We start from the raw sequence: 24,678 nt of genomic DNA, 5'->3' as shown, positions 1-24,678 counted from the left end.
CTCCTCTTATTGGAGTGACTCTTTCTCCATTACGCTTGAAATTGTAGGAATTACTTCTTTCGCTACCATTTCTCTCGTTTGACGAATCGCACTAAATATCGACTGGTCATTAGAAGAACCGTGAGCCTTAATGACAGGTGCTTTCAATCCAAATAATGCAGCTCCCCCATACTCCGAATAATCCATTTTATCTTTTAATACCATAAGTTTTGGCTTTAATACCGCCGCTGCTAATTTGCTCGTAAACGAACTCATTAGTTGTTCTTTCAACATAGAGAATAGCGCAAGTGCTGTTCCTTCTAATGATTTCAACGCTACATTCCCTGTAAAACCATCACATACAACAACATCTGCTACACCTTGCAATAAATCTCTCGATTCAACGTTCCCAACGAAATTAATTGGCGCATCCTTAAGCATTGCAAATACTTGCTTTGAAAGCTCGTTTCCTTTTCCATCCTCTGTTCCAACGTTTAATAGTCCAACACGAGGATTTTCAATTCCTCTTACCTTCTCAGCATAAACAGATCCCATTACTGCATATTGATATAAATGAATTGGTTTTGCATCAACATTTGCTCCAACATCTAACATAACAAAACCTTTTCCATCTACAGTTGGCATTGTAGGCGATAAAGCTGGTCGCTCAATTCCTTCCATACGACCGACAACAAATAATCCAGCTGCCATTAAAGCTCCTGTACTACCTGCGGATATACAAGCGTCTGCTTCTCCATCCTTTACTTGCTGTGCCGCAAGTACCATTGAAGCTTGTTTTTTTCGACGAACCGCTCTTACTGGTTCCTCCGTCGATTCTATTTTTTCGTCTGTATGAAGAATAGTAATTCGTTCATCACTCGTTAAATATTGACGAATTTCCTCTTCTTTCCCTACTAACGTAATATGTAAATCAGAATATTCCTTAATAGCTTTCATTGCCCCTAATACTACAGCCTTTGGAGCGTGATCTCCGCCCATTGCATCTATTGCGATTTTCATAAGTTGTTACCTTCCTCACTATAATTACTAGATCGATACATTTCAAAAGTGCCTGTAAAAACAAGTTCTTCTCCAACGAAGCTACGCACTTTGACAACCGTCCGTCCCTTATCATTCTCTACATCTTCAACGCGCGCTTTTGCAACAACACGCTCTCCTAATTTTACAGGGCGAATGTATCGAATGGTAGACTTTGCAGTTAAAGCTAATTCTTCATCAATAACCGCAACAGCTAGTGAGTTTGCTTGCGCAAACAGATGATGCCCACGGGCAATTTGATTTCTTTTAAATACATGTTCTACCTTTACTTCAAAGATAGAGATTGCATGTCTATCTAATTCAATATCAATAATTTCTCCGACAACCTCTTCTAACGGTAAAGATTTCACATCTTCTTCATGTTGCTTTGTAGCTACATGTTTAATTCTCTCTCTTAATTCAGGAATAGACAATTCCATACGATCCAGTCGTACTGTTTGTATACTCACTTGAAATTTTTCCGCTAAATCTTCATCCGTAATAAAAGGATTTGATTCGATTGTTTGTTGTAATAATTCTTGTCTTTCTTTTTTACTTCTTCTTTTCTTCATACCGCACCATCCATTTTTATGACTAGGTACTAACAGTAGTATATAATCATTAAAAGTAGAATGCAACAAAAATTTTTGTTGACTCCCTTTAATCGAGCTTCTCTCCTTGGAACACACCTGTCCCATCAAGATACGTACGCAAGGCAGCGTACTGATCATTGTGCCAAAATGCTTCTGAATCTACTAGTATCGCCGCATCTTGCCTTGCTGTTTCTAACGCTCGATAATCGTGTACCATGTCAGCAACCTTAAATTCTGGTAAGCCACTTTGCTTACTCCCAAAGAAATCTCCAGGACCTCGTAATTCTAAATCTTTTTCTGACAATACAAATCCATCATTTGTTTCAGTCATTATGCGCATTCTTTCTTTTCCTGTTTCTGATTTAGGGTCTGCTATTAATAAACAATATGATTGTTCACTACCACGCCCGACACGCCCTCTAAGCTGATGAAGCTGCGATAAACCGAAACGTTCTGCATCATAAATAACCATCACAGTCGCATTCGGTACGTTCACACCCACCTCAACAACTGTTGTCGATACAAGAATTTGCACTTTATTTTCACTAAACTGGCCCATTATCTCTTCTTTTTCCTGAGACGATAATCTCCCATGCATCAATCCAACTTGGCATTTCCCTTGGTAATGATGCGTCAGCATACTATGTAAGTCGATAGCATTTTGCACATCAAGTTTCTCAGATTCTTCAATTAGAGGACAAATAACGTATGCCTGTCTTCCTTTTTTTATTTCCTTCTCAACAAAACCGAGGACGCGATCTAACATATCATGTTTTGCCCAGTATGTTTCAATCACCTTTCTACCTGCTGGCATCTCATCGATTATCGAAACATCCATCTCTCCAAATGCAGTAATTGCAAGCGTACGCGGAATTGGTGTCGCTGTCATAAATAATACATCTGGACTTTCACCTTTCTCCCGTAAAACTCGGCGCTGCGCTACACCAAATCGATGCTGTTCATCTGTAATAACGAGACCCAACCTATGAAATATAACTTCATCTTGAATTAAAGCGTGCGTTCCAACAAGAATATCTATTTCTCCTTGTTCTAACTTCGCTAAAATTTCTCGGCGTCTTGCACCTTTAACAGAACTTGTTAGCAGTTCCACCTTCATACCAAAATGCGAAAACGTTTCAGCAAGCGACTGATAATGTTGCTCAGCTAAAATTTCTGTAGGAACCATTAAAGCACCTTGATAATGAGCTAATTTCGATGCATAAAGGCCAATCGCAGCAACAACTGTTTTCCCAGAACCAACGTCACCTTGTAATAGTCGGTTCATCCGATAAGGAGATGTCATATCTTTTAAAATTTCATCTACAACTCGGCGCTGCGCACCAGTTAACGGGAACGGCAATGCATCGATAAATTCTTGTAATTCTACTGACGGAATCTCTTTCTTCGTCCCTTTTGAATTTTCCCTCTCCATTTTCCTCAGTGTTTGCATTTTCAGCTGAAATAAGAAAAATTCCTCATATACAAAACGGCGACGCGCTTGCTTTAAATCCTCCTGTCCTACCGGAAAATGCAAAGCCTTAAGTGCTTCATATCTTGGTAATAATTTATACCGGCCTAACAAACCATCCGGTAACACTTCGACTATAGAATCTCCATATTCCTTTAACGCTTGAGCAATAAAACGACGCATCTGTTTTACTGTAAGTTTCCCCTTTACTGAGTAAACAGGCTCCACTTCTTGTTGACGTACAACTGGCCCAAAATGAAGTTCTGATACAGCAATTGTTTGACGATGTTGATCCCATTTACCAGTAATCGTTACCGTTTCATCTAACGTTAATTTTTGCTTATAGTAAGGCCTATTAAAACATACCGCCGTAATTAAATAACGACCGACGAGAACACGAACTGTTAGACGCGATTTCTTCTTACCATAATATTGCAGCAAAGGAGCACTATGAACCTTCCCTTCAACCGTTACACGTTCATCATGCTTTACTTCAGCAAGATCTTTCATCGCATAATCTTCATAACGGTACGGAAAATGTTCTAATAGATGAGAAACTGTATAAATCCCCATCTCATGTAGTAACTCAGATGTTTCTCCTCCGATCCCCTTTACATCCGTAACAGGAACTTGTAAAACATCATTCAAGATTCTCACACCCCGTCACATTATTTTCTTTATTGCATTTTATTTGAGTACCAATTAGCATCTGTAATCGCTCTCTTTCACCTTATATATTCTATCATAGGCATTCTAAGAGAAACTACTCAAATCCCTTATATAAAACAAGTAAAAAAGAGCCTCACTATTAGCAGCAAGGCTCTTTTCTCTCTTCAATATGCTAGCCTTTTGAATAAAAACTAGTAATAAACTTCATATTACTACTTCTTATCCATTAGCAAGTAAGTAATCCATTTATTTTCAAAACGAATCTTATCTTATTCTACAGAGAAGATGAAAGAATACACTGGTTGGTTTCCAGAATGCACTTCTACTTCTGCATCTTCAAATTTCTCTTCTACAAATTCAACTAACTCCGCTACTTCTTCGTCAGTTGCATCTTCACCTTGTAGAATCGTTACGATTTCAGAATCTTCATCAATAAGCGCTTCTAGTAATTGCTTCGCAGCTCCTACTTTTTCAGCATTTGTAGATACAATTTTTCCATCTGCAATACACATGAAGTCATCTTTTTGAATTGCTACACCATCAATTTCCGTATCACGTACAGCATACGTAATTTGACCTGTTTTCACATGAGATAAAGCTTCTTGCATGTTTTCTTCATTCTCTTCTAACGTTCCAACTGGGTTAAATGCTAACATTGCTGCCATACCTTGAGGAACTGTTTTCGAACGAACAACAATAACTTCTTGATCTACAACTGATGCCGCTTGTTCTGCTGCCATTACAATATTTCCGTTATTCGGTAAAATAATGATTTTTTCAGCATTTGCTTCTTCAATTGCCTTCACGATATCCTCCGTACTTGGATTCATCGTTTGACCACCTTCGATAACTTTCGTTGCGCCGATGCTCTCAAATAAAGTTTTAATACCAGACCCCATTGCCACAGTTACGATACCATATGGTTGTTTTTCTTTCGATTGAGCTGGTTGTTCAGGAACCATAGCAGGTTCATCTAATAAAGCAGTATGCTGTTCACGCATATTTTCTACTTTAATCTTAATTAAACTACCGTATTTTTGCCCGTAGTTCATAGCGTCTCCAGGATGTTCTGCGTGGATATGAACTTTTACAATTTCATCATCAGACACAACTAGTAGAGAATCACCATATACACTAATATCTTCACGGAATTTTTGTTCAGAGAAATTATGCTCCTTCACCTTTTCAGCCTCTAATTTCACCATGAACTCCGTACAATATCCATACTTAATATCTTCTGTACTCAATTGGCTTTGTACACTACGGTGATGTTCTGCGCGTACCATCTCATTCATAGATGTTTGCGTCGGTGCATCAGAAGAAATCGTTTCTCCTTTTAAGTCAGCTAAAAATCCTTCGTATACTACTACAAGACCTTTACCACCGCTATCTACAACGCCAACTTGTTTTAATACAGGTAATAAATCTGGCGTACGATTTAACGATGCGTTTGCTTCTTTCACAACGTCTTCCATAAACAAAACAAAGTCGCGCTGTTTTTTCGCAACTGTTACTGCATATTTACCCGTTTCTCTTGCAACCGTTAAAATCGTTCCTTCAATCGGTTTCATAACCGCTTTATAAGCCGCCTCTACTCCAGCTTCTAGTGCTGCAGCAAAATCAACTGTTGTTAATTCTTCTTTTTGTTCAATGGATTTAGAGAAACCACGGAACAACTGAGATAGAATAACTCCAGAGTTACCACGAGCTCCCATTAATAATCCTTTGGCTAAACTTACGCCGACTTTACCAGCATGCTGTGAAGGATTTGCTTTCACTTCACGCGCACCTGAAGTCATAGATAAGTTCATGTTTGTACCGGTATCGCCATCTGGAACTGGAAATACGTTTAATGCATCAACAAGCTGAACATTATTTGTTAAATTATTCGCTCCTTGCATGATCATTTGTGATAAACGTTTTCCATCAATTTTTTGAATTGACACAGATTTTCCTCCTTAATGCACATTACAAGTTTATTACTTTAACTCCTTGTACGTAGATGTTTACAGAATCTACTGCTAGTCCTACAGTTTGATCTAATGTATATTTCACTTTCGTCTGCACATTATGTGCCACTTCTGAAATTTTCGTACCATAGCTCACAATAATATACATATCAATATGTACTTCATCTTCATCTTTACGAACAATAACACCTCTAGTGAAGTTTTCTTTTCGTAAAATGTCTGTTAATCCATCTTTTAACTGATTTTTTGATGCCATACCTACGATACCGTAGCAATCTACCGCGGCACCTCCAGCAATTGTTGCAATTACATCTGTACTAATATCAATTTGACCGTACTTCGTTTTAATTTCAATTGACATCTCGTTTCCCCCTTCATAAATGGTGAAAGTGAGCTAGACTACTTTAGTTACTATCATATAATCTTTTTAAAGAAAATTCCATCGTTCTTTCTTTTCACTCTCATATTTTATGTTTTAAATTACACTTTTTTATGATGAGCAAAATAGTCCATTGTTATTATACAACATGTACCACTATAATATGTCAAGCAATTTTTATGGATTTTAACTTTTCTTCATTGACATATAGTGTCAAGTAAATTTTCTTGATTTCTTTTTTCTACGGTGTTGCATTCTCTTTTTAGTTGTGTTAAATTATAGTAGTGTTTTTAGCATCGCATAAAAGACTAACATTGAAAAATTACGTATGGTAAGGTATCAAGGGAGGGAAATATAAATGGCTCGTGTTTGTGCTATTACTGGAAGAAAAGCTCGTTCTGGTAACTCTCGTTCTCACGCAATGAACGCTACAAAACGTAAGTGGGGCGCTAACCTTCAAAAAGTTCGCGTACGCATCGACGGAAAAGTTCAACGTGTTTACGTTTCTGCTAGAGCATTAAAATCTGGCAAAATCGAACGTGTTTAATAATAAAAAAAAGAGCCGATAGGCTCTTTTTTTACTATAACAATGGAAAAAGCACCGGTGATAGGTGCTTTTTTTAATCTTTTTTGAAGGTATTTAACATTGCACGAACAATTCCACCAAGAAATTTAGGTAACTTAATTGTATAAAATCTCATGGTTTCCCTCCTAATCCCCATTACTCCACTTGGTCACTATATGATGTAAGGAGCAAAATTGTTTCTTCAATCAGTGCTTCTTATCAACATTAATATGCCAGAAGTAAATGAAAAAGTACCTTTTTCCTCAACGAGTTCGTTACTAATACAAAGTGTTGATCCCCACTCTATTGTTTTATTAGTAAGAGGGTACTTAAAACCAAACAATGTAATCCCTTCCACTATTTCAGTAACTGGTACAAAAGATACATAAGGAAAATTTTTATTTTCTTCAATTATATGTGTACCCACTTTTTTAACTGTTATTTCATTTTTATTGTCCACAATACACATTTCTATCTCTACTTCTAACCCTTTTAAAAGCATTTGTATATTTGCCAAACCGTGATCAAGTCTTCCACCGGTAGCACCAAAAATACGAATTAGTGCCGGCTTCTGTCCTAATGCCCAGTTGATTGCAATTTCTAAATCCGTTTGATCTTTTTCCCGCGGAACAATATGTAATTCGTTTGTTTGCTGTCCCATCCATACTAATTCTTCTTCAGTAACTGAATCGTAATCTCCAAACGCAACAGCCGGGGTAATCCCTTTCTTTAATAGACGGTATACTCCCCTATCAACCGCAGCCCACACTACTTCCTCATTCTCATATCGAGCAAAATCTGCGCAATATTCCGAAGGTCCTCCTGCCAAAATATGAATAATCATTTTTTCTTCCCCTTCCATTGTAAAAAGGCAATCTGCCATTCGGTAGATTGCCTTTTTACATATTTTTACCCTATCCTATGAATACCTTACTAGGATAAAAGTTCATCACTACCCACGAATTACGCGAATTGCTTCACCGCGGTCTTTTTGATTGTATACTGCTGATCCAGCTACAAGTACATTTGCTCCTGCTTCCACACAAAGTCTTGCTGTTTCAGCATTTACACCACCATCAACTTCAATTTCTACTTCTAGATTGCGCTCTTTCACCATGTCTGCAACTTGTTTAATTTTCGGTAATACAGAATGGATAAACTTCTGTCCACCAAATCCAGGGTTTACTGTCATAAGTAATACCATATCTATATCTTCTAATACATGCTCAATCACTGAAACTGGCGTATGTGGATTTAATACAACGCCCGCTTTAATACCGTGAGATTTAATTAACTGAATTGTACGATGCAGATGTGGACACGCCTCTACGTGAACAGTAATAATATCCGCTCCCGCTTGTGCGAAAGTCGGGATATAGTTATCAGGATTTTCAATCATTAAATGTACATCTAATGGTAATGATGTAATTGGACGGATAGCTTCTACAATTAATGGTCCAATCGTAATATTTGGTACGAAATGTCCATCCATTACGTCAACGTGAATGTAATCCGCTCCGCCCTTTTCTACATCTTTAATCTCTTCCCCTAATTTTGAAAAATCTGCTGATAAAATCGATGGTGCAATTTTAATCATAACTAATACCTCGGCTTTCTCTCTCTAATTTCTTCTACGAATTGTTTATAGTTCTTATAGCGATATTCTGTAATCTTCCCTTCTTCAACCGCAGCTTTCACAGCACATTTCGGTTCAGAAAGATGTGTACACCCTCTAAATTTACAGTATTGGCTCGCTTCTTTCAACTCTGGAAAACAATATGTAAGATCTTCTACTTCTATATCAATGAAATCTAGTGAACTAAAACCCGGTGTATCTGCTACTAGTCCACTCCCAATTGCAATTAATTCTACGTGTCTTGTCGTATGCTTCCCGCGTCCTAAATGGGAGGAAATATCATTTGTTTTCAGCTCTAATTCTGGACGTAGCACATTAAGCATTGAAGATTTCCCAACACCAGATTGACCCGCAACGACAGAAACACAATTTTCTAAGTATGGTTTTAATATATCAATACTTTCTGACGTATTAATAGAAGTAAATAAAACATCATAACCCATCTCACGATAATCATTCGCATAAGCTTCAACAGTTGCTTTCATCTTTTCATCTACTAAATCCATCTTGCTAATACAAATAATTGGCTTAATGTTATGATATTCAATCAGCACTAAAAATCGATCTAACAGTCCAGGATTAAAATCTGGTTCTACTGCAGAGAACACAAGGATCGCTTGATCGACATTAGCAATAGGAGGTCTAACAAGTTCATTTTTTCGATCAAACACTTCAAGCACATAACCTTCAGTTGGATTATCTGCCTGAAAAACAACTTGGTCTCCTACAAGTGGTGTAATTTTATTTTTTCTAAATACACCTCGCCCACGACATTGCGTAACCCCTTCTTCATGCTGCACGTAATAAAACCCACTTAAAGCTTTTATAATTTTTCCTTCTGGCATAGAATTCTCCTTTTTTTGTATAAGGTGATGCTGAATTTAAAAATGAATGGATTTAAATTTTCCAAATAACGATTTCAAAACCTACCATATATACTTTCGCTAATATATATTAAATTTCCCATTAAATGCAAAAAAATATTTACAGCTGCATCACTTTACTAGCTTTTTGAATCATATATTTTTGCCTGCTATACCGTCCACTTTGTAGACAGCATAACAGGCAATAATAATAATAATAATAAGTAGACTTTCACTATTATTGAGTTGGATATGGTACTTCTTTATCAATAATCGTTACTCCATCTCGTACAATTTTATAGTGTCCCTTTGAACCTTCTTGAATTACAAATTCTAAAGAAATAGTCGCTGATTCAGTAATTGTTCTCGTTTCAACCGGTCTATCCATTTTTTGCTGCATGTCTTCTTTATAAATTTCTATTGTTTGCGGCTTTTTTTCACCTGTTACAGCAGGCTCATATGGGATAGAGATATTGTCCACTTTTACCGTTTTAGTCACTTTAGGCTTTTGACCATCAGAGATAATAATAGTTACTTTATCTCCCTCTTTTAATGGTGTACCTGGTTTTGGAAATTGCGAAATTACAAGTCCTTTTTCGACTGAATCTGAATACTCTCGTTTTATATCTGACGTTAGTTTTCTCTCATTCAAATAACCAGTTACACTATTTTCAGTCCATCCCGAAAAGTCACCTGGTCTAATTTGATAAGGACCTTTACTTACCCAGATTTTCAGTTCTTGCTCCGCTTCTATAACCATTTGATCAGGCGTCGGAATTTGCTCTACAATTTCACCTTTCGGCTTATCATTTTCAATATAATTTACTGTAACTTGTTTATATTTTTCTTCTAACTCAGCTTTTACACTCTCAAAGTTTTGCCCTGTGAAATTCGCCATCTTACTTTTCTTTTTTCCACCTGATTGATAGATAGTAATTTTAGCGTTTTCTTTTACGACTCTTCCTGCTACAGGTTCCGTTTTTATTACATCCCCAACTTCAATATCATCTGTATATACAATATTAGGCTCCGTCACCTCAAAGCCCTTTTCTACTAACGTATTTACAGCTGTCGTGTATTTCATACCAGCCACATCAGGAACTTTCACATCTTTCGGAATAAATAATCCTGGAATAACCGTAAGCGCTAATGTTATTCCTATTGCTAAAAATAAAAATGTTGAAATTAAAACTTTAAGCCACTTGTTACTCCGTTTTTTCTTCTTATCTAACTCAGCTGCTTCTGCTCTTATCGGTTCTTCCACTTTACTCCCTTTTAAAACAATCGTTTCATCACTTACATTTTCAAATAATTGTTCTTGTTGAATAATCGGAATCGCTTTCGTCGCTTCCATATCTTCTGGTATGTAAAATGGTTGCTCATTTATCCTCTCTGGATATAGCGCAGTTTCAATATCTCGCTTCATAGCATTGGCAGATTGATATCGATGGAAAGGATCTTTTGCAGTTGCCTTTAATATAATATTTTCAACACTTTGCGGAATATTTTCATTCCATCTTTTTGGTGATGGGATTTCACTTTGTAAATGTTTTAAAGCTATAGCAACAGCAGATTCGCCAGAAAACGGTTGTCTTCCTGTTAACAATTCAAACATAACTATTCCAAGAGAATAAATATCCGATTGTTTATTTGCTATCCCGCCACGTGCCTGTTCTGGTGATAAATAATGGACTGAACCCAGTACTGAATTTGTATGTGTAATTGTTGTTGCACTTGTAGCTGTCGCAATTCCAAAATCTGTTACTTTTATTATTCCATCAGCTCGAATTAAAATATTGTGCGGCTTTATATCACGATGCACAATTTCAAAATGATGGGCGTGTGCCATGGCGGATGTTAACTGCTCCATAATATCAAGAGCTTCTCCTATAGGTAACATACCTCGCTCAATTATGTATTGCTTCAATGTTTGCCCGGGTACATATTCCATGACAAGATAATATATACCATCTTCTTCTCCGACATCATACATATTCACAATATTTGGATGCGACAACGTTGTAACAGACTGCGCTTCTCGATGGAAACGTTTAATAAACTCTTCGTTATTTGAGTAGTCGAGTCTTAATATTTTTACCGCTACATCTCGGCCAAGTATATCATCATGAGCTAAATATACATTGGCCATTCCGCCACCACCAATCATTTTCAGCAGCTTATAACGGTCATTTAAGCGTTTTCCAATCAGCACGTTGCACTTCACCTACTTTCGTTTGTCGAACCCGCATAATCAATAAGAACAAGTGTGATATTATCTTCTCCACCGCGATCATTCGCCAATTGAATGAGACGCTGCCCTTTACCTTCAAGCTGTTCATTTAACTGTAAAATTTGGTGCATATCATCAATAGAAACTTTGTTTGATAACCCATCAGAGCAAAGAAGTAATTGATCATCTTCCTCAAGCACCAACGTTTTAACATCTAATCCAACTTTTTCTTCTGTTCCTAGCGCTCTTAATAACACATTCTTTTTCGGATGATACTCTGCATCTTCCTTTGAAATTTCACCATGTCTCACAAGCTCATTTACAAGCGAATGATCTTCCGTTACAAGCGTCATTTCTCCTTCTGATACCATATAGCAACGACTATCTCCTATATGCCCTATCGTCACAAAACTTGGTGTACAAACAGCTATTATAAGCGTTGTTCCCATACCATTACATTCTACATTTTGCTGAGCGTATTCATATATGCGCTCATTAATAATCCCAACACTAGTATGTAACCATTGTTCTACTTTTTTCGGTTCATTCATATTATGCGTTTGCTTCCAATAATCATGGAATAATTGAATGGCCATCGAGCTAGCTACATCACCAGCTCGATGACCTCCCATTCCATCTGCTACTACCGCTAAAACATTTCCATCTAAATTGTGAAAAACTCCTGCACTATCTTCATTATGTTGACGAACTTTTCCTTTATCCGATAGAAATACGGCTTTCATCTCGTCACCTCGTCTCTTCTTTGCGCTCCTTCGCACGCAACTGACCGCAGGCTGCGTCAATATCATGACCTTGTTCACGGCGAATCGTTACATTCACTCCACGATCTTTTAACGTTTTCTCGAACAAGAAAATTTGCTCACGTGGTGTACGTACATAATCACGTTCAGGTACGTAGTTTACCGGGATTAAGTTTACATGACATTTTACACCTTTTAAGAGCGCAGCAAGCTCTTCAGCGTGCTCAACTTGGTCATTTTCTCCTCCAAATAATCCATATTCAAAAGTAATACGGCGCCCTGTTCTATTTACATAGTATTTAATAGCTTCCATTAAATCCGGTAATTTATAAGCACGGTTAATCGGCATTAATTTTGAACGTAATTCTGAGTTTGGAGCATGCAATGAAATCGCAAAATTAATTTGTAGTTCTTCTTCAGCAAACTTATAAATTTTCGGGATAATTCCACTCGTCGAAACAGTCATATGTCTAGCACCAATATGAAGTCCTTTTTCATGGTTAGTGATGCGTAAGAATCCCATTAAATTATCGTAGTTATCAAATGGTTCTCCAATTCCCATAACAACAAGAGAACTTACACGTTCTTCTGTTTCATCAAGCGCACGCTGAACTTCTACTACTTGCGCTACGATTTCTCCAGCTTCTAGGTTTCGTTTTAGTCCACCAAGTGTCGAAGCACAGAACGTACATCCAATACGACAACCAACTTGCGTTGTTACACAAATGGAATTTCCATATTCATGTCGCATTAATACCGTTTCAATAGAATATCCGTCATATAATTGGAATAAGAATTTAATCGTTCCATCTGAAGACGTTTGTTTTACTAACGTGTTTAAAGTAGTAATATCAAAGGAATTCGACAATTTATCACGCAATCCTTTAGAAAGGTTTGACATATCCTCATAATTTTTTACACGTTTTTTATATAGCCAGTCAAAAATTTGTCCAGCGCGGAACTTCGGTTCTCCTTGTTCCTTTAACCAATCTTGCATTTCATGAAGTTGTAAAGAGTAAATTGATGGTTTCTTCGTTTCTACATTTTTCTTTTGTTTTCTTACAGTTGTTTCCATGATGCTACACCTTCTTCCTTAAACAAGCAATATAAAAGCCATCCGTTGCAAAATAATGCGGTAAAATTTGTACTTGACCTTCATTAATATACGGACTTAATTTTTCTGGCATACGTTCTTTTATCGTAGTATCCCATTCAAATTCAGGATGTTCTTTTAAAAATTTATCTATTACTTGTTCATTTTCTATTTTCTCAATTGTGCACGTACTATAAACAAGACGACCGCCTTGTTTTAATAATGGTGCTATTTTTTCTAGTATCGCAAGTTGAATCGTCGATAATCTTTCACTATCGCCTTTATCTTTTCCTAACTTAATATCAGGCTTACGTCTAATTACACCAAATCCAGAACACGGTGCATCTACCAATATTTTATCAAACGTTTCATTTGCAAAGTGCTCTTGCACTTTTCTAGCATCTAGCGCTTTTGTTTCGACATTTTCTAGACCAAGTCGCTCTGCTTGCTGTTTAATTAAACGTACTTTGTGTGCATGTAAATCAAGGGACATGACCTTACCAGTTCCCTTTAATCGTTCCGCGATATGCGTTGTTTTTCCGCCTGGAGCAGCACAACTATCAAGAACTGCATCTCCCGTATCCGGTTCTAAAGCGCGTGCTACAAGCATAGAACTTTCATCTTGAATAGAAAGAAATCCTTTTTTAAACGCTTCTGTATGCGCTACATTTCCTCTTTCAATCTGAATTGCATCATCTGACAAGTCACCACGTTTTGCTTCTATACCTTCACTTGCCAACAACTCAATCGCTTCTTCTACCGTTACCTTATCAACATTCACACGTGCTGTTGGTACAGGTGGTAACATGTTTACTTCGCACATTTTCTCTGCAGTTTCTAAGCCATATGCAGAAGTCCACTCTTGTACAAGCCAAACTGGATGACTCGTCGCAATTGCAAGACGTTCTACTGGATCCTTGATTTCATCTACAGAAGGTACACCTTCTCTCTGAATCGAACGTAATACACCGTTCACCATACCAGCAATTCCTTTATGCCCGCGACGCTTTGCAATCTCAACCGCTTCATGAATAGCCGCTCTTTCTGGCACTCGGTCTAAATAAATCATTTGATATAAAGATAAGCGAAGCAATACCCTTACCCACGCCTCAACCTTCTTTTTTAAAAAAGGCTGTAAATAATAATCTAATGTGTCACGACGTTGAATCGTTCCATATACAATTTCAGTTAATAAACCAATATCTTTTCTATCAATTGCACTTTTTTCAATTAGATTATTTAAAAGTAAGTTGCTATATGCACCACTTTTTTCCACTTGAATTAAACCATCAAGAGCTAATTCACGAACATTTTGTCTCATGCATTTTCTCCTAACTTCGTTCCAATTTCAGGTTTTGTTCCACGTAAAAATTGTGAACAACTCATACGCTTTTTACCAGAAGGTTGCAATTCAGTAATTTTAACACCTGTTTCATTACTAGTTGCTACAACAAAACCATCTTCTTCGATTGCAACAATCGTACCTGCTTCAGCCGGTTCAGTTACAGGCACTTTTTCTCCCCACCATACTTTAACAACTTGTCCTGCTAAAGTTGTATAAGCAACTGGCCATGGATTCAATCCGCGAATGTGATTGTATACTTCCTCACCTGTTTTTGTCCAATCAATTTTCTCTTGTTCACGTTTTATATTGTAAGCAAACGTTACTTCTTCTTCGTTTTGTTTAATCGGTTCTAACTTACCTTGAATTAATAAAGGTACTGTTTTAGATAAAAGGTGTGCTCCAGCTTCACTTAATTTATCAAATAATGAGCCTGTCGTTTCACGCTCTTCAATTTCCACTTCCACTTGCGTTAAGATATCACCAGCATCCAATTTTTCTACCATATACATAATTGTAATACCAGTTTTTTCTTTACCTTCCATAATTGCATAATGAATTGGTGCACCACCACGAAGTTCAGGAAGTAAAGAAGCGTGGACATTAATACATCCATACTTCGGTGCTTCTAAAATTTCATTTGGTACAATCTGACCAAATGCAGCTGTTACAATTAAATCTGGCTCTAATGCCAATACTTTTTCATATTCATCTTTTTCACGAATTTTTAACGGCTGTAACACAGGGATACCATGTTTTTCCGCTTCAACTTTAACAGGTGTAGGTGTTAATACTTTTTTTCTACCTACTGGACGATCGGGTTGCGTCACAACACCTACTACCTCATAGCCATCTTCAATAAGACGACGAAGCACCGGCACTGAAAAGTCCGGTGTTCCCATAAACACTACTTTTATCATTTAAAAACCGCTCCTTTTAACACCTATTCTAGTTCGTTTTCTTCATAATATCTTGTCACTTTCGATGTAAATAAAACACCGTGTAAATGATCGATTTCATGTTGAATTGCACGCGCTAAAAATCCTTCCGCTTCTAATAAAAATACTTTCCCACGGCGATTTTGCGCTCTTACTTTAATATAATCGGCACGTTCTACTTCACCATAAAGTCCCGGGAAGCTTAAACAGCCTTCGGGACCTACTTGTTCACCACGTTTTTCTAATATTGATGGATTGATTAACTCGATTTTCCCAGTATCATCATCGACATCAACAACCGCTACTTGCAAGCTTACACCTACTTGAGGCGCAGCTAAACCGACTCCGTCCGCAATTAACATTGTTTCATGCATATCTTTCAACAATTTCACTAACTTTTTATCAAAGTTAATTACTCTTTCGCATGGTGTTTCTAACACTTCATTTGGATGCTTTATTATTTCTAAAACTGCCATATTTCCCTCCGCTACATTAACATTGTTGGATTAAAATCAATTGAGATTTGTAGCTCTTTTTGCATTTCTGCTTGATAATGTTCATTTACCATTTTGAGCACGTTCTTTAAGTTTGGTTCCCGTTTGTATTTTATCATGCATTGATAACGATATCTATCTTTTATCCTTGGAATTGCTGAAGCAACTGGTCCTAACACCATTGTTTGCTGTGAGCAATGCGTTCGCAAATACGAGGCAATTTTTTCCGTCACTTGCACCGCTTTTAATAATTCTGGATGAGATACGGTTATGAGTACAACATAGTAATATGGGGGATATTGTCTTGTTCGCCTCATTTGCATTTCTTGGTCAAAAAACACATCATATTGTTGGTTCTTCGCTAACTCTATACTGTAATGTTCTGGCGTATACGTTTGAATCACAACTTCCCCTGGCAATTCATGTCTACCCGCTCGTCCACTTACTTGCGTCAATAACTGATATGTCTTTTCACTTGCCCGAAAATCAGGTAAGTGAAGCATCGTATCTGCAGTTAAAACCCCAACAAGCGTTACTTTCGGAAAATCTAATCCTTTAGCAATCATTTGTGTTCCAAGTAGTATATCTGCTTTTTCTTCCCCAAACGCCTTTAATAATTTTTCATGCATTCCTTTTCGACTTGTCGTATCTACATCCATTCGAATGACTCGCGCCTCTGGAAATAGTTTTGTAATTTCTTCTTCTACCTTTTGTGTACCTGTACCAAAGAAACGAATGTATGTACTTTGACAAGCTGGACACTCAGTTGGCATATTCTCTTCGTAACTACAATAATGACATTTTAAACGATGATTCATTTTATGATATGTCAATGAAATATCACAATGCGGACATTGTACAACATACCCACAATCACGGCACATAACAAATGTAGAATGACCTCTTCTATTTAAAAAGAGTACCATTTGTTCTTTCTTTTCTAATCGATCTGCTATTTTTTCATGCAGCGCCTTAGAAAACATTGATCGATTCCCGTCACGAAGTTCTTCTCGCATGTCAACAATCTCTACCGTTGGTAAAGCTTGTTCATTCATACGTTTTTCCATTGTTAGTAGTTTATAAACACCTTTTTTCGCCCTTGCAAACGATTCAAGTGTTGGTGTCGCACTACCAAGAACGATAGGACATTTATGATATTGCCCTCTCCAGACAGCTACATCTCTTGCATGATACCTCGGATTATCTTCTTGTTTGTAACTTGATTCATGCTCTTCATCAATAATAATAATCCCTAAATTCTCAAAAGGCGCAAAAACGGCTGAACGCGCACCAACTACAACTTTCACTTCTTTTCTTAAAATCTTACGCCACTCGTCATACTTTTCTCCAACAGACAACGCACTATGAAGAACTGCAACTTGCGAGCCAAACCTACCTTTAAAACGATCCACCATTTGGGGCGTTAGTGCAATTTCAGGAACAAGAACGATAGCTTCTTTTCCTTTCTCGAGCACTGCTGCTATAGATTGTAAATATACTTCTGTCTTTCCACTTCCTGTAACACCATATAGTAAAAATGGATTATAAGTTTCATTTGTAATTGATGATAAAATCGGTGTAATAACTTGTTTTTGTTCCTCCGTAAGTGGAAATGGTTTCGTTTGTTCAAAATCATCATCGTCATACGGATTTCGGTATACTTCCACATACTTTTCTGAAATGAAGCCCTTTTTAACAAGTGCTTTTATTGGAGCATCTGTTATTTGTAACTCTTCTGTAATTATTTTCAACGGTACACTTTTATAATTTTCCACAAAATAATAAAGTACATCTTGTTGTTTTTTACTTTTCAGTTCAAATGCCGCTAATTCCAATTTATCTTCTGGCAACTCCGGCTGAACAACTCTTTGCTTCTTCTTTTGTACTTTATCTTTCACTTGATAAACGACTTCAACCGTACCATTTTTAATTTCTTGTTGAATAGTCCGGTATAAATGTGGCTGCTGCTCTATTACTTCAAAATCAATTGCTTCTTTATCCTGAAATAAATATAGTATTTCAGATGCTATTTCTTCCTGTTTACAAAGTTGTAGACGTTTTTTATACGTTGCTTTTATCGCAGTTGGAAGCATCACTTGAAAAGCTGAAATCATGTAGCATAACGTTTCACTTGTAAGCCAATATCCAAGCTTTAATAATTCATCATTTAAAACCGGTGTTACATCTAATATTTCATGGATTATCTTTAACTTCTTACTTTCTACATCCACCGAATCTTTAATCCCAATAATAAAACCTTGTAATTTCCTTGGCCCAAACGGAACTACTACACGCATTCCTGTCTGTACAATATCTTCCCATTTTTCAGGGATAATGTAATCAAATGGTCGATCTGTCTGACGGGCAGGTACATCAACAATTACACTTGCAAATTTCATAAACGATCATCTTCTAACATCATTTCAATTTGCTTTAATATTTCACGAGCTACCTCTTTTTTCAGTAAAAGTGGTAACTCAATAACTTTTCCATCTTTTCTATACATTGTTACAATATTCGTATCCGTGCCAAATCCAGCTCCTTGCGCTTTTACATCATTCGCGACAATCATATCTGCATTTTTCTCACGTAGTTTTTTCGTTGCATATTCCTCTACATTTGTCGTTTCAGCAGCAAAACCGATAAGTAACTGTTGATCCTTTTTCTGACCTAACGTTTTTAAAATATCCACCGTTCTTTCGAGTTCAATGACAGCATCACCATTTTGCTTTTTCATTTTATTATCATGAACATATTTCGGACGATAATCTGCAACTGCTGCTGTTTTAATGACAACGTCTATGTTTTGATAATGTTGAAGAACTGCTTCTAACATATCTTGTGCAGATTCCACTTGCACTGTCGTTACATGTAACGGTGGATTTAATGCTGTCGGTCCTGAAACGAGTATAACATCAGCGCCTAAATTCGCCGCCACTTCTGCAATCGCATACCCCATTTTTCCAGAAGAAAAATTCGTCATAAAACGAACTGGATCAACTTTTTCACGTGTTGGGCCAGCAGTTATTAATATTCTTTTTCCCTGCAATGGTTTGTGTTCTGAGAAAGCTTCCTCTAACCGTGCAATAATCGCTTCAGGTTCTTCTAGTCGTCCCTTCGCTACATATCCACATGCTAAAAAGCCTTCCCCAGGCTCAATAAATGTATATCCTAGCGTTTTCAATGTCATCATATTTTTTTGAACAATTTTATTTTCATACATATGCACATTCATAGCAGGCGCAATCCATACCGGGGCTGTAGTAGCTAACAGAGTAGTTGTAATCATATCATCTGCAATACCACCAGCTAACTTTCCAATACAATTGGCAGTAGCAGGTGCGACAAGTACAACATCCGCCCAATCTGCTAAATCAATATGAGCAATAACAGCCGAGTCTTTCTCATCAAACGTATCCGTATATACATCATGGCGAGAAAGCGCTTGGAATGTAAGAGGCGTAACAAACTTCATTGCCGACTCACTCATCATTACTTTTACAATCGCGCCAGATTGTGTCAATTTACTCGTTAACGCAGCTGCTTTAAAAACCGCAATGCCTCCTGTTACACATAGAAGTATCTTTTTCCCTTTTAGCATATGACTCGTCCTCTTTCTTTTTCAAACTTATAATACTGAAATAGAATTCCCAGCTCGTCAGTACCAATATTTCATTCCTTTCGTAAAAAAATAACAACCTACTTGTAAATAGGTTGTTACCGTTACATAGAAAATTATAAAGTCTATGTTTTATTTTGTCGAAGGCAAAGGCTTATTCAGCTACTTTATCTTCACTTGGTACGTAGCTTAATGCTTCTGCATCGATTTCTTCTAATGCTTTACCTACACATTTATGAGAAACAGGTTGCTCTACAACACAGTTATTAGCAAGTTGCATTTCACGTGCGCGTTTTGCAGCCACTGTTACTAATGTGTACTTAGAATCGATTTTTTGTAGTAATGAGTCAATTGATGGATTTAACATAATTATAGACCCTCCGTCATTTCTTTATAATATTTTGCTACCCTTTCGCGGCGGCAATGTTCGCCAACCACAATCGCTTTAATTCTATCACAAGCTAATTCAACTTGATCGTTTTCTACTACATAGTCGTAAGCGTCCATCATCTCGATTTCTTCTTTCGCTACAGTTAAACGATTTTCAATAACATCTTCAGTCTCTGTACCACGTCCGACAATACGGCTCTTTAGTTCAGATAAACTTGGAGGTGCTAAGAAAATAAATACACCTTCTGGGAAAGCTTTCTTAACTTGAATTGCTCCTTGCACTTCAATTTCTAAGAATACATCTTTTCCTTCTTGTAATGTTTTTTCAACATAGTCAATTGGTGTTCCGTAATAATTACCTACGAACTCAGCCCACTCAAGTAATCTTTCATTACGAATCATTTCCTCAAATTCTTCTCTTTCTTTAAAGAAATAATCCACACCATCTACTTCACCTTCACGCGGCTTACGTGTCGTTACTGAAATAGAGTACTGAAAACGTGTATCCTCATGGCTAAACAGCTCTTTACGAACCGTTCCTTTTCCAACCCCAGAAGGCCCTGAAAGAACGATGAGCAATCCTCTTCTACTTCTCATAAATATGTAAAACCTACCCTTCCTCACTTAAATCTTCTTTATTATTCAAACGATGTGCAATCGTCTCTGGTTGAATTGGACTTAATACAACATGCCCATCATCCATAACAATAACCGCCCTTGTTTTTCTCCCATACGTAGCATCAAGCAAAGCATTATGTTCGCGTGCTTCTTGTACTGTTCGTTTAATAGGAGCTGACTCCGGACTTACAATAGCAATAATTCGATGAGCAGATACAATATTTCCGTATCCAATATTTAAAAACCGCATGGCCATAGTTTGCGCCTCCTAGTAAGTCTATCCGATTTCTCCACCACGTATAACTTTATATATTTTTTGAAAGCTACTCAATATTTTGTACTTGTTCACGAATTTTTTCAAGGTTATTTTTCATTTCTACAACATATTTTGAAATTGTTAAGTCATTTGCCTTAGAACCAATCGTATTAATTTCTCTATGCATCTCTTGCACGATGAAATCCATTTTCCTTCCAACAGGCTCTTCAATCTGCAATGTTTCACGAAATTGCTCTAAATGACTTTGCAAACGAACTAACTCTTCATGAATATCACAACGCTCTGCAAAGATTGCGACTTCTGTTAGCAATCTTTGTTCATCTAACTCTTGATTATGTAATTCTTTTAAGCGATTTTCTAATCGTTCACGATATTTTTGTGTAACAATTGGTGCATGTGGAATAATTGCATTTACACAATTGCTAATCTCTTGTAAACGATACGCTATATCTTTATGTAATCGTTCTCCTTCGTCATCTCTCATCGTTTTCAACATATGAGCAGCTTGACGAACAGCCTCATATAAACTGTTCTCAAAATGTTCATTTACATTTTCTATTTCTTCAATTGCTGTTACTTCTGGCATTGCCATTAATTGCTCGAGTGTAATAGAATCTTGTAATTGAAACTTTCCTTTTATATCTTCCATCATCGATTGGTACTGCTCAAGAAGTGACCAATTCACACTTAATTTTCTTTCAACAAGTCCTTCACCTGCTATACTAATAGACACTTCAATGCGTCCACGTCGAACTTGCTGTGCAATTATTTTACGAATTTTGTCCTCAAATACCATCATTTGCTTAGGAAGTCGAATACTCATCTCTAAAAAACGGTGGTTCACCGATTTCATTTCTACTGTAATTTGAAAAGTATCACTTTCTACTTTCGATCTTCCAAACCCTGTCATACTAGAAATCATTTTTATCACATCCAAGCCATAAAATAACTCAATGAAAAAGGTAATAGAGACAAGGCTCTACTACCTTCTGTAAATTATATCACATTTTCATAACATTGACTATTTCAAGTTTAATCCCTTCTTATATAACATTGGCTTTTTCTTTTTCGCCTTTTTCCCTGTTAATAAAGAACCTACTAGTAAGAAAGTCGGAATTGATGACAAACCTCCAATTAATAACCAATCTCTTGCTTGTATCGGCATTGTGCTAAAAATCGGTTGTAACGGTGGATAATATATCACCACTAGCATGAGTAGTAATGAAATGATAACCGCCCCTACTAAATACACGTTCCCAAATGGATTACGATGAAAGACAGAATGCTCACTACGACAATCAAATACATGAATAAGCTGAGCAAGTACCAACGTCGCGAACGCTACAGTTTGTGCATATTTCAGTTCATTTGGATGTTGGTTATACGCAATAATAAACGCTACTAACGTCACTGCCCCAATTAAAAAACCTCGACTTATTATTTTCCACGCAAGCCCTCTAGCGAATACCCCTTCTTTCGGGTGGCGCGGCGTTCTCTTCATCACATCTCCTTCAGCCTTATCCAAACCTAATGCCATCGCTGGTAAACCATCAGTAACTAAGTTCACCCATAAAATTTGAATAGGAACCATCGGCAGGGGTAATGCAAGTAACATCGCAAATAACATAACTAAAATTTCTCCAACATTTGATGCTAATAAATATCGGATGAACTTACGTATGTTCTCGTATATATTTCTTCCTTCTTTAATCGCTGACTTAATTGTAGCAAAATTATCGTCTAGTAAAACAAGTGAAGAGGCTTCTTTTGCAACATCTGTCCCTGTAATCCCCATCGCTATCCCAATATCAGCTGTTTTTATAGCTGGAGCATCGTTCACTCCATCACCTGTCATCGCTACTATATGCCCTTGATTTTGCAGTGCCTTAACAATTTTTAATTTATGTTCAGGTGATACACGAGCGAATACATACGTATCTTCTACAACATTTTCTAATTCCTCCACATCCATATTCGCGAGTTCTACTCCTTCAACAACGCGTCCATCTGGTGGCAAAACTCCTAATTGTTCAGCAATCGCCATTGCTGTCACTTTATGATCACCTGTAATCATTACTGTTCGAATACCAGCTTCTTTACACTCTTTTACCGCCTGCGCCACTTCTGGTCTTGGTGGGTCAATCATACCTTGTATCCCAACTAACATAAAATCTTTTTCAACGTCTCTTTCATGTTCAATAGAATCCGTTATTTTTAAAGGTTTAAACGCAACTGCAATTGTTCGAAGCGCTTGACTACCTAAACTATGAATAGCCGCCTGTACTTCTTTTCTATATAGCTCACTTAACGGCTGTTGCTTATCCCCCCATAAAATCGTTTGACTCATTTGTAAAAGAACATCCGGTGCTCCCTTCGTAACAATAAACTTTTTCCCCTCTCGATCTCGTACAATAACACTCATCATTTTTCGAGTTGAATCAAATGGAAATTCACGAATAACTTCAAATTTCCCTTTCAATGCCTCACGTGTTATCCCAGCTTTCATTGCTGCAGCTACAAGCGCTCCCTCTGTTGGATCTCCATCTAATACGTACGCCTTTTTCTTTTGAATAATATTTGCATTGTTACATAGTGAACCAAATGTAAGTAGCTGATAAAGTGCTTTTGTCTTAGCTGGATTCACTTCTTTTTCACCTTTCATAAAAGAGCCATTAGGTTCATATCCTTGCCCTGTCACTTTCCACAATTCTCCGCCTGACCACATATGTGTTACCATCATTTTGTTTTGCGTCATTGTTCCCGTTTTATCAGAACATATAACGGAAGCACAACCTAACGTTTCTACGGCTGGTAACTTTCGTACAATTGCTCTCTTTTTTATCATACGCTGTACACCAAGTGATAAAGCTACTGTAACAATTGCCGGCAACCCTTCTGGAATAGCCGCAACAGCCAGAGACACACCAGCTAAAAACATATGATATACTTCATTCCCTTGATACACACCAGCTAATACAACGAGTGCTGTCAAAATAAGAGCCACAATAATTAATATTTTTCCGAGCTGTTCTAACCTTCTTTGCAGTGGTGTTTCCATTTGCTCTGCATTTTGTAACATATTTGCAATTTGCCCCATCGCTGTATTCATACCAGTTGCTACAACGACTCCTGTACCAGATCCTCGCGTAATCATTGTCCCCATAAAAGCCATATTTTTTTGATCACCAATTGCAACATCTTGCCCTTGCAATGCTTCTACCTTCTTTTGTACAGGTACGGACTCCCCTGTCAAAGCAGACTCTTCAATATATAAACTTGATGCTTCAACAAGACGCACATCAGCCCCAATACGATCACCACTGGAAAACTTAATAATATCACCTAAAACAAGTGCTTTAGATGGTGCTTTTACCCACTTTCCATTCCGCATTACAGTAACTTGTGGAGCGGCTAGTTCCTTTAAAGCTTCCAATGATTTTTCAGCTTTTCTTTCTTGAAAAAATCCGAGAATACCATTGATAATAACAATGGCAACAATAGCAATAGAATCAATGTATTCACCTAAAAACGCAGAAACAATTGTTGCTCCAAACAAAACGAGTACCATGAAATCTTTAAACTGTGCTAAAAATACCATTAGTGCAGAAGGCCTTTTTGCTTCTTCTAATTCATTAGTACCAAATTTCTTTACGCGCCCTTCTGCTTCTTTCTCTGTAAGTCCAACCTTTACATTCGTATTCGTTCTTTCTTCCACTTCATGTGCCCGCATTCCATACCAGTTCATCCTGCCATCGA

General features: G+C 37.2%; 23 protein-coding genes. 1 reads left to right on the top strand and 22 read right to left on the bottom strand.

Annotated features, from left to right (window positions below; translation table 11 throughout):
- Positions 1-6 precede the first annotated feature (6 nt).
- The 5 genes from plsX to MRP26_RS07585 form a co-directional block, all read right to left on the bottom strand.
- Positions 7-999: a phosphate acyltransferase PlsX gene (gene plsX, locus MRP26_RS07605; RefSeq protein WP_000684100.1), complete on the bottom strand. Its 993-nt coding sequence runs from the start codon at positions 997-999 to the stop codon at positions 7-9.
- Positions 996-1,589 (bottom strand): transcription factor FapR, encoded by a 594-nt coding sequence (gene fapR / locus MRP26_RS07600; RefSeq protein WP_000747349.1) that lies wholly within the window; start codon positions 1,587-1,589, stop codon positions 996-998. The genes plsX and fapR overlap by 4 nt, the downstream gene beginning before the upstream one ends.
- Positions 1,590-1,677: 88 nt before the next feature.
- Positions 1,678-3,726 (bottom strand): ATP-dependent DNA helicase RecG, encoded by a 2,049-nt coding sequence (gene recG / locus MRP26_RS07595; protein ID WP_197242677.1) that lies wholly within the window; start codon positions 3,724-3,726, stop codon positions 1,678-1,680.
- Positions 3,727-4,016: 290 nt separating this feature from the next.
- A complete protein-coding gene (locus tag MRP26_RS07590; RefSeq protein ID WP_242806076.1) occupies positions 4,017-5,693 on the bottom strand; it encodes a DAK2 domain-containing protein in 1,677 nt (558 codons plus the stop codon).
- 22 nt (positions 5,694-5,715) lie between these two features.
- Positions 5,716-6,078, bottom strand: a complete 363-nt coding sequence (locus MRP26_RS07585; protein WP_000021109.1) for an Asp23/Gls24 family envelope stress response protein — start codon at positions 6,076-6,078, stop codon at positions 5,716-5,718.
- Between the two features lie 376 nt (positions 6,079-6,454).
- Between MRP26_RS07585 and rpmB the strand changes: the two genes are divergently transcribed.
- Positions 6,455-6,643, top strand: a complete 189-nt coding sequence (gene rpmB / locus MRP26_RS07580) for a 50S ribosomal protein L28 (protein ID WP_000124776.1) — start codon at positions 6,455-6,457, stop codon at positions 6,641-6,643.
- Positions 6,644-6,716: 73 nt separating this feature from the next.
- Here rpmB and spoVM read toward each other — a convergent pair whose 3' ends face one another.
- The 17 genes from spoVM to MRP26_RS07495 form a co-directional block, all read right to left on the bottom strand.
- A complete protein-coding gene (spoVM, locus tag MRP26_RS07575) occupies positions 6,717-6,797 on the bottom strand; it encodes a stage V sporulation protein SpoVM (protein WP_001213599.1) in 81 nt (26 codons plus the stop codon).
- Between the two features lie 66 nt (positions 6,798-6,863).
- Entirely contained in the window at positions 6,864-7,544 is a 681-nt protein-coding gene (locus MRP26_RS07570; RefSeq protein ID WP_000752665.1) for a thiamine diphosphokinase, read from the bottom strand.
- A 69-nt stretch (positions 7,545-7,613) separates the two neighbouring features.
- Positions 7,614-8,258, bottom strand: coding sequence for a ribulose-phosphate 3-epimerase (rpe, locus tag MRP26_RS07565; protein WP_000589974.1), 645 nt, complete (start codon positions 8,256-8,258; stop codon positions 7,614-7,616).
- Positions 8,259-8,260: 2 nt separating this feature from the next.
- Entirely contained in the window at positions 8,261-9,142 is an 882-nt protein-coding gene (rsgA, locus tag MRP26_RS07560) for a ribosome small subunit-dependent GTPase A (RefSeq protein WP_001113932.1), read from the bottom strand.
- Between the two features lie 256 nt (positions 9,143-9,398).
- Positions 9,399-11,372, bottom strand: coding sequence for a Stk1 family PASTA domain-containing Ser/Thr kinase (pknB, locus tag MRP26_RS07555; protein WP_000904746.1), 1,974 nt, complete (start codon positions 11,370-11,372; stop codon positions 9,399-9,401).
- Between the two features lie 8 nt (positions 11,373-11,380).
- Entirely contained in the window at positions 11,381-12,133 is a 753-nt protein-coding gene (locus MRP26_RS07550) for a Stp1/IreP family PP2C-type Ser/Thr phosphatase (protein WP_197242678.1), read from the bottom strand.
- A 4-nt stretch (positions 12,134-12,137) separates the two neighbouring features.
- Positions 12,138-13,226 carry a dual-specificity RNA methyltransferase RlmN gene (gene rlmN, locus MRP26_RS07545; protein WP_000450550.1) on the bottom strand — a complete coding sequence of 363 codons (1,089 nt, stop codon included), beginning with the start codon at positions 13,224-13,226 and terminating at the stop codon, positions 12,138-12,140.
- Between the two features lie 4 nt (positions 13,227-13,230).
- Complete coding sequence (rsmB, locus tag MRP26_RS07540) at positions 13,231-14,565, bottom strand: 16S rRNA (cytosine(967)-C(5))-methyltransferase RsmB (RefSeq protein WP_197242679.1); 1,335 nt, start codon at positions 14,563-14,565, stop codon at positions 13,231-13,233.
- On the bottom strand, positions 14,562-15,506 hold the full coding sequence (fmt, locus tag MRP26_RS07535) for a methionyl-tRNA formyltransferase (protein WP_000598805.1): 945 nt from the start codon (positions 15,504-15,506) through the stop codon (positions 14,562-14,564). Before fmt ends, rsmB begins: the two co-directional genes overlap by 4 nt.
- Before the next feature lie 23 nt (positions 15,507-15,529).
- Positions 15,530-16,000, bottom strand: a complete 471-nt coding sequence (def, locus tag MRP26_RS07530) for a peptide deformylase (RefSeq protein ID WP_000279455.1) — start codon at positions 15,998-16,000, stop codon at positions 15,530-15,532.
- Between the two features lie 11 nt (positions 16,001-16,011).
- Positions 16,012-18,417, bottom strand: a complete 2,406-nt coding sequence (gene priA, locus MRP26_RS07525) for a primosomal protein N' (RefSeq protein ID WP_197242681.1) — start codon at positions 18,415-18,417, stop codon at positions 16,012-16,014.
- Complete coding sequence (gene coaBC, locus MRP26_RS07520; protein ID WP_197242682.1) at positions 18,414-19,619, bottom strand: bifunctional phosphopantothenoylcysteine decarboxylase/phosphopantothenate--cysteine ligase CoaBC; 1,206 nt, start codon at positions 19,617-19,619, stop codon at positions 18,414-18,416. Before coaBC ends, priA begins: the two co-directional genes overlap by 4 nt.
- A gap of 172 nt (positions 19,620-19,791) precedes the next feature.
- Positions 19,792-20,004, bottom strand: a complete 213-nt coding sequence (gene rpoZ, locus MRP26_RS07515) for a DNA-directed RNA polymerase subunit omega (RefSeq protein ID WP_000933961.1) — start codon at positions 20,002-20,004, stop codon at positions 19,792-19,794.
- 2 nt (positions 20,005-20,006) lie between these two features.
- Positions 20,007-20,624 carry a guanylate kinase gene (gene gmk, locus MRP26_RS07510; RefSeq protein ID WP_001257742.1) on the bottom strand — a complete coding sequence of 206 codons (618 nt, stop codon included), beginning with the start codon at positions 20,622-20,624 and terminating at the stop codon, positions 20,007-20,009.
- 13 nt (positions 20,625-20,637) lie between these two features.
- Positions 20,638-20,901 (bottom strand): extracellular matrix/biofilm regulator RemA, encoded by a 264-nt coding sequence (gene remA, locus MRP26_RS07505; protein WP_001251456.1) that lies wholly within the window; start codon positions 20,899-20,901, stop codon positions 20,638-20,640.
- A gap of 67 nt (positions 20,902-20,968) precedes the next feature.
- Positions 20,969-21,844: a YicC/YloC family endoribonuclease gene (locus tag MRP26_RS07500; RefSeq protein WP_000625865.1), complete on the bottom strand. Its 876-nt coding sequence runs from the start codon at positions 21,842-21,844 to the stop codon at positions 20,969-20,971.
- Positions 21,845-21,943: 99 nt separating this feature from the next.
- The gene (locus MRP26_RS07495; RefSeq protein WP_001104774.1) at positions 21,944-24,667 is read right to left on the bottom strand and encodes a calcium-translocating P-type ATPase, SERCA-type; all 2,724 of its coding nucleotides are present in this window, start codon (positions 24,665-24,667) and stop codon (positions 21,944-21,946) included.
- Positions 24,668-24,678 lie beyond the last annotated feature (11 nt).

The organism is Bacillus sp. CCB-MMP212 (genome assembly GCF_022748145.1).
GTDB lineage: Bacteria > Bacillota > Bacilli > Bacillales > Bacillaceae_G > Bacillus_A > Bacillus_A cereus.
Note: the sequence above shows the minus strand (reverse complement) of the source record. Positions and strands in the feature narration are given on the sequence as shown.

Excerpts from the sequence above, each read along its gene's own strand:
- plsX (WP_000684100.1), bottom strand. The coding sequence starts at position 999 with ATGAAAATCGCAATAGATGCAATGGGCGGAGATCACGCTCCAAAGGCT.
- fapR (WP_000747349.1), bottom strand. The coding sequence starts at position 1,589 with ATGAAGAAAAGAAGAAGTAAAAAAGAAAGACAAGAATTATTACAACAA.
- MRP26_RS07585 (WP_000021109.1), bottom strand. The coding sequence starts at position 6,078 with ATGTCAATTGAAATTAAAACGAAGTACGGTCAAATTGATATTAGTACA.
- rpmB (WP_000124776.1), top strand. The coding sequence starts at position 6,455 with ATGGCTCGTGTTTGTGCTATTACTGGAAGAAAAGCTCGTTCTGGTAAC.
- spoVM (WP_001213599.1), bottom strand. The coding sequence starts at position 6,797 with ATGAGATTTTATACAATTAAGTTACCTAAATTTCTTGGTGGAATTGTT.
- MRP26_RS07570 (WP_000752665.1), bottom strand. The coding sequence starts at position 7,544 with ATGGCAGATTGCCTTTTTACAATGGAAGGGGAAGAAAAAATGATTATT.
- rpe (WP_000589974.1), bottom strand. The coding sequence starts at position 8,258 with ATGATTAAAATTGCACCATCGATTTTATCAGCAGATTTTTCAAAATTA.
- rsgA (WP_001113932.1), bottom strand. The coding sequence starts at position 9,142 with ATGCCAGAAGGAAAAATTATAAAAGCTTTAAGTGGGTTTTATTACGTG.
- MRP26_RS07550 (WP_197242678.1), bottom strand. The coding sequence starts at position 12,133 with ATGAAAGCCGTATTTCTATCGGATAAAGGAAAAGTTCGTCAACATAAT.
- rlmN (WP_000450550.1), bottom strand. The coding sequence starts at position 13,226 with ATGGAAACAACTGTAAGAAAACAAAAGAAAAATGTAGAAACGAAGAAA.
- rsmB (WP_197242679.1), bottom strand. The coding sequence starts at position 14,565 with ATGAGACAAAATGTTCGTGAATTAGCTCTTGATGGTTTAATTCAAGTG.
- fmt (WP_000598805.1), bottom strand. The coding sequence starts at position 15,506 with ATGATAAAAGTAGTGTTTATGGGAACACCGGACTTTTCAGTGCCGGTG.
- def (WP_000279455.1), bottom strand. The coding sequence starts at position 16,000 with ATGGCAGTTTTAGAAATAATAAAGCATCCAAATGAAGTGTTAGAAACA.
- priA (WP_197242681.1), bottom strand. The coding sequence starts at position 18,417 with ATGAAATTTGCAAGTGTAATTGTTGATGTACCTGCCCGTCAGACAGAT.
- coaBC (WP_197242682.1), bottom strand. The coding sequence starts at position 19,619 with ATGCTAAAAGGGAAAAAGATACTTCTATGTGTAACAGGAGGCATTGCG.
- rpoZ (WP_000933961.1), bottom strand. The coding sequence starts at position 20,004 with ATGTTAAATCCATCAATTGACTCATTACTACAAAAAATCGATTCTAAG.
- gmk (WP_001257742.1), bottom strand. The coding sequence starts at position 20,624 with ATGAGAAGTAGAAGAGGATTGCTCATCGTTCTTTCAGGGCCTTCTGGG.
- remA (WP_001251456.1), bottom strand. The coding sequence starts at position 20,901 with ATGGCCATGCGGTTTTTAAATATTGGATACGGAAATATTGTATCTGCT.
- MRP26_RS07500 (WP_000625865.1), bottom strand. The coding sequence starts at position 21,844 with ATGATTTCTAGTATGACAGGGTTTGGAAGATCGAAAGTAGAAAGTGAT.
- MRP26_RS07495 (WP_001104774.1), bottom strand. The coding sequence starts at position 24,667 with ATGAACTGGTATGGAATGCGGGCACATGAAGTGGAAGAAAGAACGAAT.